The following is a 14,389-nucleotide window of genomic DNA, read 5'->3' as shown; positions in this document are numbered from 1 at the left end:
CCTTTTTGCATTGAAAGAGCGGGTGCAGAGGCTTTTCTTTTGGGCGGCAATGGTGTTGTTTGCGGGGCGCAGATACACATCACACCCTGTCTGAGGAGCCCATTATGTCGCTTGCCGAAATCACCGCACTTATTCACAAGGCTGAAGCAGATGCGGACCGCGCGGTGGGCGCGACGCAGTTGATCGCCGTCAGCAAGCGACAGCCCGACGCGCGGGTGGCGGAGGTGCTTGAAGGCGGGCATCGGGTGTTTGGTGAGAACCAGGTGCAGGAAGCGGCAGGCAAGTGGCCTGGCTTCAAAGAGACTTACGAGGGCGTTTCGGTGCATTTGTTGGGGCCGCTGCAAACCAACAAAGCCCGCCAAGCCATGGAGCTGTTTGACGTGATCCATTCGCTGGATCGTCCGAAATTGGCCAAAACGCTGGCGCGTTTGGCGCAGGAAACCGGCGCGTGTCCCGATCTGTTTATTCAGGTGAACACAGGTAAGGAGCCGCAGAAAGCCGGCGTGTTGCCCCAAGATGTGGACGGGTTTGTGGCAGAGTGCCGCGCGCTGGAATTGCCGATTGTGGGCCTGATGTGCATCCCGCCGGTAGAAGAAGAAGCCTCGTTGCATTTTGCTTTGCTCGCCAAGATGGCGGCGCGCAACGGGCTGGTCGGGTTGAGCATGGGCATGAGCGGCGATTTCGAGCGGGCTGTGGCGTTGGGTGCGACGCATGTTCGGGTTGGCTCTGCTATTTTTGGAGAGCGGCCGACGCAAATGTGATTGTATTATCCGTTGGCGTTAATGTCAGAGTGAAGCTGACCGAATTGATTAAGGAGTTTCATGATGCGTTTTCTTTTTGCTGTTTTGTCCCTTTGTGTAAGCGCGGGAATGGCGTCAGCAGAGTTTTCCCTGCGGTTTGACGGTTGGGGAGATATCCCATTTTGCAACAACGGTAATCCGAAGTCGGTTCCCAATCCCGAGTTCTTTTTGACGGATATTCCGGCTGGAACGACGACGGTGCAGTTCTATTTCAAGAATGTGAACGTGCCGGCTGCCAATCGCGGCGCGAGCAAACGATTGCCGGTTCCGGCTGACGGGCGCTTCCCTGCAGGCACGTTTAACTATCGTGGTCCATGTCCGGTGAGCGGCACCAATACCTATGAGTGGAAGGCCACGGCGCGGGCGGGAAACCGGATCAGCGGCAATGCGAAGGCAAGGCGCAAATATCCGGAGTAAGAATGCGCGGGATGCTTCACGCGTATTGTTGTGTGAGGTGGTGATGCCTTGGAGGGAAATGCTGAGTTCTCGCCGAAATTGTCATTGGTTTACAAAAAAGGCGGTCACACTCTGAGTGTTTCGCCTCTAGTGGAGTTTTTAGGAATGCGTCTTTTTATCGGAGCCATAATCGTGGCGCTGTGGGCAGCCCCCGTAGCCGCGGAATTCAAGATTTCTTTTGCCAATTGGGGTGGGATTAAGTCCTGTACCACCGGGCGCCCAAACACCGTTGGCAATCCTGAGTTTGTCGTGACGGGTCTGCCAGCAGGGACAACCACCGTTCAGTTCAAGATTAAGGATCTGGACGTGCCAAACTATAACCACGGTGGCAGCAAGAAGCTGAAGGTCACGCAGGACGGTCGCGTCGCAGCGGGCACGTTCAAGTACAAAAGCCCCTGTCCGCCGAACGGCATGCACACCTATGAGTGGACCGCGACAGCGCGGGCGGGCGGCAAGGTGGTTGGCAAGGCCAAGGCGGCGCGCAAGTACCCTGAGTGAGCCCTAGCGCACGATCAGGCGCGTGCCCGGTGCGGCAGAGCGGGCTATGATCCTCATGTGATCCCGGCGAAAGGCGATGCAGCCTTCGGTCGGAAAACCCCGACGCCGCCACGTGTGCAGGAAAATCGCCGAGCCTTTGCCCGGCTGCGCGTCAGGCCAGTTCCAATCGGTGAGCAGGATCATGTCATACAGAGGATCAGCGCGACAGAGCTTTTCGTGGCTGGGCGCATAGGGCGCGCGGACATGATGATTGTAGGCGGGATCACCCGAAGCGTCTGACCAGAGGTCGTCTTTGCCTATGGGCCGCGCCCAAGGCGCGGGTGGTGCAAGGCGGTCGGCGCGATAAAGCAGGCCCGTGATGTGATGAATGCCGCGCGGCGTGGCACCGTCGCCCTCACGCTTGTTGGACTGCAGCCCGCCCTTGCCAATGGTGCAGGGGAAATAACGCCCCATAAAACGCAGGCCGCGCTTTGTAAGCACAAGGTCGAAGGGACTCACAGCATGTGGCCTGATTTGTTGGCTTTGGTGGCGAGGTAGGCGCGGTTGTGGGCGTTTTCGCCAACCTTGAGCGCGACGCGTTCCGTCACAAAGACGCCCGCGTTTTCCATCATCTCGATCTTGCGGGGATTGTTGGTCAGCAATCGCACGGAGGAGAACCCCATTTCCTTGAGAATCTTGGCGCCAATGCGAAAATCGCGTTCATCATCTTCAAAGCCGAGGCGGTGGTTGGCCTCGACCGTGTCAAAGCCCTGATCCTGAAGCGAATAGGCGCGCATTTTGTTGGCGAGGCCAATGCCGCGACCTTCTTGGTTGAGATAAAGCAGCACGCCTTCGCCGTTTGCGCCCATCTGCATCAGGGCGGCGTTGAGTTGCGGGCCACAGTCACATTTCAGAGACCCCAGCACGTCGCCGGTGAAACAGGCAGAGTGCAAACGCGCGAGCACGGGTTTGTCGCGGGGCGGTCGGCCGATCTCGATGGCATAGTGCTCTTCGCCGCCATCCTCGGGCCGGAAGATATGCAGCCGGCCCGCGTCGGCCGCAGAAATCGGCAAGCGGGCGTGCACAACAGGGTGCAAAGGGCTTGTGGCCGTCAGATGTGGCGCAGCGAGGTCGGCGGGGATCACCGTGAGACCATGCACCAGCGCAAAGGCCCCGGCTTTGGCCAGCGGCAGTGAAAGCGCAGCCGGCAGGAGTTGCGCGGATTTTACCAGTTTGACAGCGGCGCGGTGTAGGTCGGCATCGCCGTCGCGTTCGGTGGTCAGCGGGCCTTTCATCGGGCTCATGAGATCGTCGGCGGGATCAGCGATGCCGCGCAGCCACTTCAAATCGGCATCCGCAGGCAATCGCACGCGCGCGATGTCCCCGTCATAGGCGCGGGCCTTGAGCGTTTCGGCGCGGCGCACTGTGATCACCAAAACCGGCACACCGCCCAAGGCGCGCAGGTCAGCAAGGCGGTCGCGATCCAGCGTTTCCGCCGCCATCACCAAGGTGGCAGCGCCATTGCCGGTGAGCACAATTGGCACACCCATGCGCAGGTCAGCCCGGGCGCGGGCCAGACGTTCGACGATATCGGGAGAAAAACTCATGGGGTCCTCACGGCTTAGCGCATCACATTTAGCCGCCTTTGTCGCAAGATGAAACATTTGACGTCACAGAAACACGAGGCCGTGAGGCAATTGCAAGAAATCTTGTTGTGCCTTTCGTGCGTATACATGTCGTGAACAACAAAGTGATACGGATTGAACGTGGAGGACACGGATGGCACAGCTTAAGAAAATCCTGCTTGTGGATGATGATGAAGATCTGCGCGAGGCTCTGTCAGAGCAACTTGTGATGACCGAAGATTTTGATGTCTTTGAGGCCGGCAACGGCAGCGAAGCGATGAGTCGCGTCAAAGAAGGCCTGTATGACATCATCATTCTTGATGTGGGTCTGCCTGACACAGACGGGCGCGAATTGTGCCGCCTGATGCGCAAACAAGGGGTGAAAAGCCCGATCCTGATGCTGACAGGGCATGACAGCGACGCCGACACGATTTTGGGCCTTGATAGCGGGGCCAACGATTACGTGACCAAACCGTTCAAATTCCCGGTGCTTTTGGCCCGCATTCGGGCGCAGTTGCGCCAGCATGAGCAATCTGAGGACGCGGTGTTTGTGCTTGGCCCGTATACGTTCAAGCCAGCGATGAAGATGCTGATCACTGAAGATGAGCGCAAGATCCGCCTGACCGAGAAAGAGACCAACATCCTCAAGTACCTGTATCGGTCCACGGACGGCGTGGTGGCGCGGGATGTGCTGCTGCATGAGGTCTGGGGCTACAACGCGGGTGTTACGACGCACACGCTTGAGACGCACATCTATCGCCTGCGCCAGAAGATCGAGCCCGACCCCAGCAACGCGCGGCTTTTGGTGACGGAAAGTGGCGGGTATCGTCTGGTCGCCTAAGTTTGGCGGCAAAAAGAACAGTCTTGGCGCCGATAAAGCAAGAATTCCGTAAGATTCATCCTATATCAGAGTCATGAGAGAATCCCGCCATGTCCGGGTTATGACATGACCTCCCTGTTGGACTGACCCGGGCTTCGGCTCGGGTCCTTTTTTTGGGGATGCAGCTTTTGCGCCGCGCCGCAAAAACCTGCCAAATTGTTTGACCTCGATCAAAGAAACATTTCGGCTGCACCTTTAGGGTGGTCGCTGAAGAGATCCCGCATATGCCCGGGTATTGGCATATACCTCCCTGTTGGACTGGCCCGGGCTTTTGCTCGGGCCCTTTTTTTGGCGGCAGTGCACCAATGCGCAGGAAATGGCATTGGCATCGCGTCAGGGGCGGGGGTAGGGTGCGCGAACAGTATCAGCGCGGAGAGTTTTCATGTCCTTTAGCCTTGCCACCTGGAACATCAATTCGGTGCGCTTGCGCGAGCCGATTGTGCTTAAGTTGCTGCAAGAAGAAGCACCGGATGTGTTGTGTTTGCAGGAGTGCAAAAGTCCGGTTGAAAACATCCCGACCGAAGGCTTTGCTGCGCTTGGCTACACGCACATGGTGGCGCGCGGGCAGAAGGGATACAACGGTGTCGCGATCCTGTCGAAAATCCCGATGGTTGAAGCCGGCGCCGAAGATTTTGCCGACTTGGGCCACGCCCGCCACATCGCCGGCAAGCTGGAGAACGGTGTGACGGTCCACAATTTTTATGTGCCAGCGGGAGGCGATGTGCCGGACCGCGAGAAGAACGAGAAATTTGGCCAGAAGCTCGATTATCTCAGCGATATGCGAGACTATTTTCGCCGTGAGAAGATGCAGAAGGCGGTTCTTGTCGGGGATTTGAACATCGCGCCGCGCGAAGACGATGTGTGGGACCACAAGAAGCTGCTGAAAATCGTCAGCCATACGCCGGTGGAGGTCGAAGCGCTGGCCGAGACGCAGGACGCGGGCGGTTGGGTTGATATCACGCGGCAGGATGTGCCGGAAGGGCAGCTTTATAGCTGGTGGAGCTATCGCGCCCGTGACTGGGATGCGGCCGACAAAGGCCGGCGGCTGGATCACGTTTGGGCGACGGGCGATATCTCCAATGCGGGGCATTCAAGCCGTGTTTTGCGCGAGGCGCGGGGCTGGGAAAAACCCAGTGACCACGCGCCGGTGTTTGCGACGTTTGACCTTTGACTTTCCGACGCGGGACCTCATATAGGAACCAACGCATATAAAGGACGACTCCAATGCTTGAACTTGGACAAGGCAACGGTGCAGCAGCGCCGGCCGACAGCGATTTGATCAAAGACGTTTCTGAGGCAACTTTCATGGCGGATGTCGTGGATGTCTCGATGACTGTGCCAGTGATCGTGGATTTCTGGGCGCCGTGGTGTGGGCCGTGCAAAACGTTGGGGCCAGCGCTTGAGGCAGCGGTCACGGCGGCTGGTGGCGCGGTGAAGATGGCCAAGATCAACGTCGACGAAAATCAGGGCATCGCCGGTCAAATGCAGGTTCAGTCGATCCCGACTGTCTATGCGTTTTACCAAGGCCAGCCGATTGACGGCTTTCAGGGCGCATTGCCGCCCAGCGAAATTGAGGCGTTTGTCACCAAAGTGGTCGAGGCCGGTGGCGGGCAGATGCCTGACGGTGGGCTAGATGATGCACTGGCGGCGGCCGAAGAGATGCTGACGGAGGGCCAGGCCCAGGACGCAGCGGAGACCTTCGCCGCTATTTTGGAGCAGGACACCGACAACGTGGCCGCTTTTGCCGGATTGGCGCGGGCCAACATCGCTTTGGGCGCTTTGGATCAGGCCGAGGCGGTTCTGAACGGTGCGCCGGCAGAATTTGCAGAAGCCCCCGAAGTCGAAGCTGCGCACGCGCAGTTGGCACTGGCGCGGCAAGCCGAAAACGCGGGTCCGGTAGCGGAGCTTCGGGCGGTGGTTGAGGCGGAGCCCGACAACTATCAGGCGCGGCTGGACCTTGCGCAGGCGCTGCATGGTGCGGGTGAGGTCGAGGCGGCTGTGGATGAGTTGCTTGACCTGTTCCGACGCGATCGTGAGTGGAATGACGGCGCCGCCAAAGCGCAGTTGTTCACCATTTTCGAAGCGCTCAAACCGAATGATCCAGTGGTGTTGAACGGGCGGCGCAAGCTCAGTTCGATGATCTTTGCCTGATCGGCAAATCCAGCGTAGGCTGGCGGTATGATCAGGCCTGCCGATCTTCCAGACATGATTGCGGTTTTCCCGCTTCCGGGTGCGCTTTTGCTGCCGCGATCACGTCTGCCGTTGCACATTTTCGAGCCACGTTATTTGACGATGCTGGATGATGCGCTCAAAACGCCTGAGCGTTTGATCGGCATGGTGCAGCCCAACGAAGTACCGGGCCGCGAGGGGATTGGATTGCAGACCATTGGCTGTGCCGGACGGATCACGCAATTCAGCGAAACCGAAGACAATCGCTATATGATCACGCTGACAGGCGTGTCGCGGTTTCGCATTCAGGACGAGGTTGACGGGTTTGCACCTTATCGGCGGTGTTCCGTGAGCTGGGACGGGTTTGACCGGGATCTGGGGCGGACGGAACACGACGAGGCGTTTCACCGCCCCGCGTTCTTGGCGCTGCTGAAGCGGTATTTCGAGCAGTTGGAGTTGCAGACCGATTGGGAAACGCTCAAAGATGCAGATGACGAACTGCTGATCAATTCGCTGTCGATGCTTCTGGATTTTGGCGCTGAGGACAAGCAAGCGTTGCTAGAAGCGCCGAGCCTGAGCACACGCCGTGAAACCTTGGTGACGCTGTTGGAATTTGCGCTGCGTGGTGGCGGCGGAGAGGACTTGATACAATGACAAACGATGTGACTGAACCCGGATTTGACCGGCGTATGCTGGAAGCATTGGTGTGCCCTGAGACCCGCGCGACGCTTGAGTATGATGCGGCGAAGCAGGAGCTGATTTCACGCGGTGCCGGATTGGCCTTTCCGATCCGCAACGGCATTCCCGTGATGCTTGTGGACGAGGCGCGCACGTTGGACTGAGGAAGGGAGGGGCCAGCCCCCCCCCCTTGGCCTGCGGCCAATTCACCCCCGGGATATTTCCGGCAAAAGGAAGGTATGCCTTAGCGCATCAGGTCGGGCAGATCCCCTGTAAGGCCTGCGGCCTCGCGCATAAAGGTGCGGCGCAGGGCTGGGACTTTGCCGATGAGCCCCATGCCGATGTCACGGCCAGCCCGCAGGAGCGGATTGTCGTTGGAAAACAGTTTGTTGGTGATATCTGTCGCGGCCACCAGGGCCTGTGTGTCGAAACGACGCCATTCCTGATATCGCTCCAGCACCAGAATTGAGGCGATGTCTTCGCCGCGCGATTTGGCCTCGGCCAGCACTTGGGCCAACGCTGCGACATCGCGCAGGCCTGCGTTAAGGCCTTGGCCCGCAATCGGGTGCATGCCGTGGGCCGCGTCGCCCACCAAAGCAACGTGATCAGACACGAAATGGTTCGCAACGGTGAGGCCCAATGGATAGGTGAACCGGGCGCCCGCGAGGGAGATGTCGCCAAGGAAATCGCCAAACCGCGGGCGTAGAACGGCGAGGTAATCCTCGTCTGAAAGCGCGTGGATGCGGGCGGCGTTTTCTTCTGTTTCGGACCAGACAATCGAGGACATATTGCCGGGAAGCGGCAGGATCGCCAGAGGGCCGGGAGGCATAAAGAACTGATGCGCGACACCGTTGTGCGGCTTTTCATGCGCAATGGCGCAGACCAGCGCGGTTTGGCCGTATCCCCAGCCTGTGCGGCGGATGCCTGCGCGCTGCGCGACACCGGATTGGCGACCGTCGCAGCCCACCAAAAGGCGGGCGCGGCGGGTTTCGCCATTGGAAAGCGTGACCGTGACGCCGGAGGGATCGACCGATTGCTCTGTGACGCTGGTATCCGGAATCAGGGTGATGGCGGGGTCGTTTTCCATGGCGGTCAGAAACGCGCGATACAGAAAGCGGTCCTCGAGCATAAAGCCCATCGGGCCTTCTTCGAGTTCGGAATGGTCAAAGTGGAGGAAGAACGGCGAAGGGCCTTCGCCGGCGCGGCCATCTGAGACCTTGATATCAAGCATGGGTTGGGCGTTTGGCGCGACATCCTGCCAGACGCCAAGCCGGTCCAGCAGACGCTTGGAGGCCAGAGCCAGCGCATAGCCGCGCCCGTCGAAATTGCTGCCTGCGCGTTCCGGGGCGGGGCGGGCGTCAACCACCGTTACGGTAAACCCGGCATGGCTGAGGGCGAGGGCAAGGGCAGGGCCGTTGAGGCCGCCGCCGGCGATGAGGATATCTGTGTCAAAGCGCATGGTCCCAATATGGGAGTCGGTTCGGGATTGTCCATGTGCCTTTGCGCCGCTACCGTCGCGCAAAGGCATATTTGAGGACTTGTGATGTTGGACTGGCTGGAAATGAGCGCGGCGGATCTGGGGCGTGGGATTGGCGAGGGTTCAATTGATCCGGTCGCGCTGACGCAGGCGTTTCTGGGCGCGATTGACAGCAGCGATCACAAGGACCGGATTTATTCAGCTGTCACCCGCGAGCGGGCGCTGGCAGAAGCCGAAGCCGCCGCAGAGCGGGCGCGGATCGGAGAGCGGTTGTCGCTTTTGGATGGGGTGCCCATTAGCTGGAAAGACCTGTTTGACAGCGCTGGTGTGGCGACGGAGGCCGGATCGTTATTGCTCAAGGACCGGGTGCCGGGCCGCGATGCGGAGGCGCTGCGCAACGCGACCGCAGCCGGGCTGGTGTGTCTGGGAAAGACGCACATGAGCGAGTTGGCGTTTTCAGGATTGGGGTTGAACCCGATGACAGCAACGCCTCCATGCGTGAATGATCCCAAGGCGGTGCCGGGCGGATCGAGCTCGGGCGCGGCGGCGTCTGTGGCCTTTGGATTGGCTGCGGCTGGCATCGGATCGGACACAGGCGGATCGGTGCGAATTCCATCGGCATGGAATGACCTCGTGGGCTTGAAAACCACATCCGGACGGCTGTCCAATGCCGGTGTCGTGCCATTGTGCCGGAGCTTTGACACGGTTGGGCCGTTGGCCCGGACGGTTGAGGATGCCTCGCTTCTGTTTGCTGCATTGGCTGGTGAAAAGCCTGTGGATTTGCAGGGCGCGTCGCTTGAAGGCAAGCGGTTTGCCATATTGGAAACGGTCGCCCTTGAGGCTGTGCGCGATGCGCCGATGGCTGGGTTTGAGCGTGCGTTGGCGCGGTTCAGCGAAGCGGGCGCCCAGATGGAATTTCTGAAAGCCGGAGAAGTGGCGCGGGCGATGGAATTGACGGGACCCTTGTTCACCTCCGAAGCCTATGGCGAGTGGCGCGACGAAATCGAGGCGGCGCCGGATTTGATGTTTGACCAGATTTTGGAACGGTTCCGCGCCGGTGCATCGTTTTCGGGGCCGGACTATGTGGACGCGTGGCAGGCGCTTGAGGAGCATCGCGCGCGGTGGAATGCACGGATTGCCGGATTTGACGCGGTGCTTTTGCCGACGTCGCCGATTCTGCCGCCCGATGCGGCGCGGCTGATGAGCGATCAGGACTACTATGTCACTGAAAACCTTTTGGCTTTGCGCAATACGCGGATAGGCAACCTGATGGGCAGTGCAGCAGTAACCTTGCCATCCGGAATGCCAAGTTGCGGGTTGATGATGTTGGGCGCGCCGAACACGGAAGAGCGGTTGTTGCGGCTGGCGGCGGCTGCTGAAACGGTGTTGCGCTAATCGGGCAGCGGTCGTTAAAGGCCTTTGTCGCAACCGCTTTTGCAGTGATTTGCGCCAAATGAAGAAGTTTAGTTAGTTTATCGCAGAAATGTCGGGTGGCGCAGAGGCCACAAGTGCCGGAGTCTTCGGCATTTTAGTGGACTGGCGGACTCGCATTGGGTAACTTGGGTTTGAAACGGGGCGATATGATCCCGATCCTGAGGCAGATTGAATATGATGTTCCCCGAGCGGTTTTCGAACCTACCGGCTTATGCGTTCCCGCGTTTGCGCGCGCTTTTGGATCACCTGGAACCAGGTGGGCCGGTAACACATATGACCATTGGTGAGCCGAAACATGTGTTTCCGCAGTGGGTCACAGATGTGATTGTTCAGCATGCCGAAGGCTTTAACAAATACCCGCCAAATGATGGCACACCCGAGCTTTTGGATGCGATTTCCGCGTGGATAAAGCGTCGGTATGACGTCAGTATCCCGTCGGCCCAGATTATGGCGCTGAATGGCACGCGTGAGGGGCTTTATAACGCCGCGATGGCGTTGTGTCCGGAAACCAAAAACGGCGCGCAGCCGATCATTTTAACGCCGAACCCGTTTTATCAGGTCTATGCTGTGGCAGCTGCCTCGGTTGGGGCAGAAGCGCGGTTTGTGCCAGCGACCGAGGCCAGTGGCCATTTGCCGGACTTCGCGGCGTTGGGCGCGGATGTGTTGGATCGCGTCGCAATTGCCTATGTGTGTTCGCCTGCCAATCCGCAGGGCGCGGTGGCGGATGCGACGTATTGGCGTGCGCTGATCGCGCTGGCGGAAAAGCACGATTTCCAGATTTTCGCGGATGAGTGTTATTCCGAAGTATATCGCGAGACACCGCCGACCGGTGCCTTGCAGATCGCGTATGAGATGGGAGCAGACCCCGAACGGGTTCTGATTTTCCATTCGCTGAGCAAGCGGTCAAATCTGCCGGGCTTGCGGTCCGGTTTTGTTGCGGGCGGGCCAGAGAGCATCCGGCGTATTCGCCAGCTACGGGCCTATTCCGGCGCGCCTTTGCCGCTGCCGTTGCAACGTGCGGCGGAAAAGGTTTGGGCGGATGAGGCGCATGTGGAAGAGAGCCGCGCCCTTTATGCCGAAAAGTTCGAAATCGCTGATGCGATCCTCGGGGATGTGCCGGGATACATGAGCCCGCAGGCCGGATTTTTCCTGTGGTTGCCGGTGGACGACGGCGAAGAGGCCGCGGTCAAACTGTGGACAGAGACCGGCGTGCGGGTGTTGCCCGGCGCGTATCTGAGCCGCGACGCCGAAGGGTTTAACCCCGGCAAAAAATTTATTCGGGTCGCCTTGGTGGCCCCAAAGACCGAAGTACAGGAAGCGCTCACCAAGCTGCGCGCCTGTATTTACGGATAAAAGAACGAGGTAGGTAACGAGATGGCATATCAAGCGCGTGGCAGAGGCCCTCTTTTGGACAGTGCAACACAGGCAGCGGTGGAAAAACGCGGCAAGGAGCTGATTGGTTTTGTGCTGATCGGGCTTGGTCTGATGGCGGCGGCGATGATCGCATCATACACGCCGACGGACCCGAGTTTCCTGTCGGTGACGGATGCGCCTGTGCAGAATTGGATGGGCTGGATCGGGGCGTCGATTTCCGCCGGATTGTTTGTGATCATAGGCTTTGCCAGCTGGGGTGTGGCGGCAGTTTTGGCCGTTTGGGGCGTGCGTTTGGCGCTACATATTGGCGAAGACAGAGTGCAATCCCGCATCATTTTTGCGCCGATCATGTTGGCCTTGGGGGCGATCTATGCCTCTACTTTGGCCCCTGGTGCGGCGTGGACTCATGACTTTGGTGTTGGCGGGCTGTTTGGCGACACTGTGACCGGCTTTTTGCTGACAGTGCTGCCGATTGGGGCTCAGGCGGGCGTGAAAATCCTGTCGTTGGCGACCGGTGTGGCCTTTGTTGCGATCGCGCTGTTTACGCTTGGCTTCACCAAGGCGGAGCTGCAGGGAATTGCGCGCCGGATCGTGGTGGGTCTGGTGTTGGCCTACGACAAGTTGATGACCCTGTTGGGCCGTGGCGCAAGCGGCGCGGTTGCTGGAGCATCGCAGGCCGCCAAGACCATGCAAACCCGCCGTCAGGAGCGCCGCGAAGCTGAAGAAGCACGCGTCGCGCAAGCCGCTGTCGAAGGCTGGAATGACGCTGTGGTTGAGGACACGCCCGCGCCGACAATTGAAGAAGTTGCGCCGTTCGCCAAGCCACGCCTGCGGATGCCGACGTTGATCAAGCGGACCGAAGCGGCCCCTGAAGAATTGCCGGAACAGGAACTGGTTGAGAATATTTTCGTGCAGGACATCGCGGATGTGCCGGGCGGAGAGGCGCGGATCAAATCCAAAATTGCCGACGTGATGCGCAACCGCGCACAGCGCGGCGAAGCAGTGTCGCCGTCGGATCTGGACCCAGAGTTGCATCCCGATTTACACGCCGACAAGCCGTTGACCAAAGGCCGGGGCCGTCGGCCTGATCCTTTGGTGCTGGCAACGGATGCGCAGGATGACGCGCAATTCCCGCAAGCCGCCCATCCGATGGAGCCACCTTTGACCGGTGGAGTTGGCCTGCGTGCGGAGCCACCGCTTTCGGCCGCGATGTCTGCGATGGCCGCGCCGCAAATGCACGAAACACCGATGGCCGAAGATGTTGTGTTGGACGACGGCACCGATTGGCAGGATCCGATGCTCGTTGAGTCGGCTCCGATCCAGCCGTACCAGCAAAGCGCCCCGCAGCCGATTCCGGTGCCGGAACAGCGCAAAGTGGTGCAGCCGCGTCAGAACAAGCCGGTGCAGCCGTCGACGCGCGCCAAGCAAGAGGCGCAACCGTCGCTGGCGTTTGAAGAAAACAAGATCGAGTATGAATTGCCGCCGCTGAACCTGTTGGAAAGCCCGCTGGAAATCTCGCGCCATCATCTGAGCGATGACGCGCTGGAAGAGAACGCGCGGATGCTTGAGGTTGTGTTGGATGACTATGGCGTCAAGGGCGAGATCGTGTCCGTGCGCCCCGGTCCTGTCGTGACGATGTATGAGCTTGAGCCCGCGCCCGGTTTGAAAGCGAGCCGCGTGATTGGTCTTGCGGATGATATTGCACGATCGATGTCGGCCCTGTCGGCGCGTGTGTCGACGGTGCCAGGCCGCAGTGTGATTGGTATCGAATTGCCAAACGAAAACCGCGAGAAGGTGGTGCTGCGCGAGATCCTAAGCGCGCGGGACTTTGGCGACAGCAACATGAAGTTGCCGTTGGCCTTGGGCAAAGACATTGGCGGCGATCCGGTGGTCGCCAACCTTGCCAAGATGCCTCACCTGTTGATTGCGGGGACCACGGGGTCCGGTAAATCGGTGGCGATCAACACGATGATCCTGTCGCTGCTCTATCGTCTGACACCGGAAGATTGCCGCTTGATCATGATCGACCCCAAAATGTTGGAACTGTCGGTTTATGACGGCATTCCGCACTTATTGTCGCCGGTTGTGACCGACCCGAAGAAGGCCGTTGTGGCCCTCAAATGGGTCGTGGGCGAGATGGAAGAACGCTATCGCAAGATGTCCAAAATGGGCGTGCGCAACATCGATGGCTACAACAGCCGCGTGGCGGATGCGTTGGCCAAAGGGGACATGTTCTCGCGCACCGTTCAGACCGGGTTTGACGATGAAACAGGCGAGCCGGTGTTTGAGACCGAGGAAATGAAGCCCGAAAAGATGCCCTATATCGTCGTTATCGTCGACGAGATGGCCGATCTGATGATGGTGGCGGGCAAAGAGATCGAGGCTTGCATCCAGCGTCTGGCACAGATGGCGCGTGCCTCGGGTATTCACCTGATCATGGCCACACAGCGCCCATCGGTGGACGTGATCACCGGTACAATCAAGGCGAACTTCCCGACTCGGATTTCGTTCCAAGTGACATCCAAAATCGACAGTCGTACTATTCTTGGTGAGATGGGTGCCGAGCAGCTCTTGGGCATGGGCGACATGCTTTACATGGCGGGTGGCGCCAAGATTACCCGTTGCCACGGCCCGTTTGTGAGCGACGAAGAAGTTGAGGAAATCGTCAACCACCTCAAGAGCTTTGGTCCGCCAAGCTATATCGGTGGCGTTGTTGAAGGGCCCGATGATGAGAAGGCCGACAATATCGATGCGGTTCTGGGACTGAACACCGGTGGCAACACCAATGGCGAAGATGCGCTTTATGATCAGGCGGTCGCGATTGTGATCAAGGACCGCAAGTGTTCGACCAGTTATATCCAGCGCAAACTGGCGATTGGGTACAACAAGGCCGCGCGCCTTGTGGAGCAGATGGAAGACGAGAATTTGGTGAGTGCCGCGAACCATGTGGGCAAACGTGAAATTCTTATACCAGAGCAATAAGTCGGCGGCGCATCGCTGACACAGGATTGTGACCGTC

Annotated in this window: 14 protein-coding genes; 11 read left to right on the top strand and 3 right to left on the bottom strand. The window is 59.2% G+C overall.

The features are described 5' to 3' along the window. Positions 1-104 precede the first annotated feature (104 nt). From PG871_RS19160 to PG871_RS19150, 3 genes are all read left to right on the top strand, one after another. Complete coding sequence (locus tag PG871_RS19160; protein WP_270732506.1) at positions 105-761, top strand: YggS family pyridoxal phosphate-dependent enzyme; 657 nt, start codon at positions 105-107, stop codon at positions 759-761. 60 nt (positions 762-821) lie between these two features. Further along, a complete protein-coding gene (locus PG871_RS19155; protein WP_270732504.1) occupies positions 822-1,217 on the top strand; it encodes a hypothetical protein in 396 nt (131 codons plus the stop codon). Positions 1,218-1,361: 144 nt separating this feature from the next. Next, a complete protein-coding gene (locus PG871_RS19150) occupies positions 1,362-1,754 on the top strand; it encodes a hypothetical protein (protein WP_270732502.1) in 393 nt (130 codons plus the stop codon). A 3-nt stretch (positions 1,755-1,757) separates the two neighbouring features. Here the strand turns inward: PG871_RS19150 and PG871_RS19145 are convergent, their stop codons facing one another. Next, positions 1,758-2,252: a L,D-transpeptidase family protein gene (locus tag PG871_RS19145; RefSeq protein ID WP_270732500.1), complete on the bottom strand. Its 495-nt coding sequence runs from the start codon at positions 2,250-2,252 to the stop codon at positions 1,758-1,760. After that, positions 2,249-3,340: a GTP cyclohydrolase II gene (ribA, locus tag PG871_RS19140; RefSeq protein ID WP_270732498.1), complete on the bottom strand. Its 1,092-nt coding sequence runs from the start codon at positions 3,338-3,340 to the stop codon at positions 2,249-2,251. Before ribA ends, PG871_RS19145 begins: the two co-directional genes overlap by 4 nt. A 172-nt stretch (positions 3,341-3,512) precedes the next feature. On the opposite strand from ribA, the gene PG871_RS19135 reads away from it, so the two are divergent. From PG871_RS19135 to PG871_RS19115, 5 genes are all read left to right on the top strand, one after another. Next, on the top strand, positions 3,513-4,199 hold the full coding sequence (locus tag PG871_RS19135) for a response regulator transcription factor (protein WP_270732496.1): 687 nt from the start codon (positions 3,513-3,515) through the stop codon (positions 4,197-4,199). 421 nt (positions 4,200-4,620) lie between these two features. Then, positions 4,621-5,409 carry an exodeoxyribonuclease III gene (xth, locus tag PG871_RS19130; protein WP_270732495.1) on the top strand — a complete coding sequence of 263 codons (789 nt, stop codon included), beginning with the start codon at positions 4,621-4,623 and terminating at the stop codon, positions 5,407-5,409. Between the two features lie 53 nt (positions 5,410-5,462). Then, positions 5,463-6,389 (top strand): thioredoxin family protein, encoded by a 927-nt coding sequence (locus PG871_RS19125; RefSeq protein ID WP_270732494.1) that lies wholly within the window; start codon positions 5,463-5,465, stop codon positions 6,387-6,389. 27 nt (positions 6,390-6,416) lie between these two features. Continuing rightward, the gene (locus tag PG871_RS19120) at positions 6,417-7,061 is read left to right on the top strand and encodes an LON peptidase substrate-binding domain-containing protein (RefSeq protein ID WP_270732491.1); all 645 of its coding nucleotides are present in this window, start codon (positions 6,417-6,419) and stop codon (positions 7,059-7,061) included. Further along, complete coding sequence (locus PG871_RS19115; RefSeq protein ID WP_270732490.1) at positions 7,058-7,249, top strand: Trm112 family protein; 192 nt, start codon at positions 7,058-7,060, stop codon at positions 7,247-7,249. The genes PG871_RS19120 and PG871_RS19115 overlap by 4 nt, the downstream gene beginning before the upstream one ends. 80 nt (positions 7,250-7,329) lie before the next feature. On the opposite strand, the gene PG871_RS19110 is transcribed toward PG871_RS19115, so the two are convergent. Then, positions 7,330-8,544 (bottom strand): FAD-dependent monooxygenase, encoded by a 1,215-nt coding sequence (locus tag PG871_RS19110; RefSeq protein ID WP_270732488.1) that lies wholly within the window; start codon positions 8,542-8,544, stop codon positions 7,330-7,332. Between the two features lie 84 nt (positions 8,545-8,628). Here PG871_RS19110 and PG871_RS19105 point away from each other — a divergent pair, with 84 nt between their 5' ends. The 3 genes from PG871_RS19105 (at position 8,629) to PG871_RS19095 (ending at position 14,352) form a co-directional block, all read left to right on the top strand. Further along, positions 8,629-9,957, top strand: coding sequence for an amidase (locus PG871_RS19105; protein WP_270732485.1), 1,329 nt, complete (start codon positions 8,629-8,631; stop codon positions 9,955-9,957). A 216-nt stretch (positions 9,958-10,173) separates the two neighbouring features. Continuing rightward, positions 10,174-11,349, top strand: coding sequence for an aminotransferase class I/II-fold pyridoxal phosphate-dependent enzyme (locus PG871_RS19100; RefSeq protein ID WP_443020516.1), 1,176 nt, complete (start codon positions 10,174-10,176; stop codon positions 11,347-11,349). A gap of 21 nt (positions 11,350-11,370) precedes the next feature. Beyond that, positions 11,371-14,352 (top strand): DNA translocase FtsK, encoded by a 2,982-nt coding sequence (locus PG871_RS19095; protein WP_270732478.1) that lies wholly within the window; start codon positions 11,371-11,373, stop codon positions 14,350-14,352. Positions 14,353-14,389 lie beyond the last annotated feature (37 nt).

This window comes from Shimia sp. Alg240-R146 (assembly GCF_947331465.1).
Taxonomy (GTDB): domain Bacteria; phylum Pseudomonadota; class Alphaproteobacteria; order Rhodobacterales; family Rhodobacteraceae; genus Shimia.
Note: the sequence above shows the minus strand (reverse complement) of the source record. Positions and strands in the feature narration are given on the sequence as shown.

What these genes read in the sequence shown, in the direction of transcription:
- PG871_RS19160 (WP_270732506.1), top strand. Translation starts at nt 105, where the DNA reads ATGTCGCTTGCCGAAATCACCGCACTTATTCACAAGGCTGAAGCAGAT.
- PG871_RS19155 (WP_270732504.1), top strand. Translation starts at nt 822, where the DNA reads ATGATGCGTTTTCTTTTTGCTGTTTTGTCCCTTTGTGTAAGCGCGGGA.
- PG871_RS19150 (WP_270732502.1), top strand. Translation starts at nt 1,362, where the DNA reads ATGCGTCTTTTTATCGGAGCCATAATCGTGGCGCTGTGGGCAGCCCCC.
- ribA (WP_270732498.1), bottom strand. Translation starts at nt 3,340, where the DNA reads ATGAGTTTTTCTCCCGATATCGTCGAACGTCTGGCCCGCGCCCGGGCT.
- PG871_RS19135 (WP_270732496.1), top strand. Translation starts at nt 3,513, where the DNA reads ATGGCACAGCTTAAGAAAATCCTGCTTGTGGATGATGATGAAGATCTG.
- xth (WP_270732495.1), top strand. Translation starts at nt 4,621, where the DNA reads ATGTCCTTTAGCCTTGCCACCTGGAACATCAATTCGGTGCGCTTGCGC.
- PG871_RS19125 (WP_270732494.1), top strand. Translation starts at nt 5,463, where the DNA reads ATGCTTGAACTTGGACAAGGCAACGGTGCAGCAGCGCCGGCCGACAGC.
- PG871_RS19120 (WP_270732491.1), top strand. Translation starts at nt 6,417, where the DNA reads ATGATCAGGCCTGCCGATCTTCCAGACATGATTGCGGTTTTCCCGCTT.
- PG871_RS19115 (WP_270732490.1), top strand. Translation starts at nt 7,058, where the DNA reads ATGACAAACGATGTGACTGAACCCGGATTTGACCGGCGTATGCTGGAA.
- PG871_RS19110 (WP_270732488.1), bottom strand. Translation starts at nt 8,544, where the DNA reads ATGCGCTTTGACACAGATATCCTCATCGCCGGCGGCGGCCTCAACGGC.
- PG871_RS19105 (WP_270732485.1), top strand. Translation starts at nt 8,629, where the DNA reads ATGTTGGACTGGCTGGAAATGAGCGCGGCGGATCTGGGGCGTGGGATT.
- PG871_RS19100 (WP_443020516.1), top strand. Translation starts at nt 10,174, where the DNA reads ATGTTCCCCGAGCGGTTTTCGAACCTACCGGCTTATGCGTTCCCGCGT.
- PG871_RS19095 (WP_270732478.1), top strand. Translation starts at nt 11,371, where the DNA reads ATGGCATATCAAGCGCGTGGCAGAGGCCCTCTTTTGGACAGTGCAACA.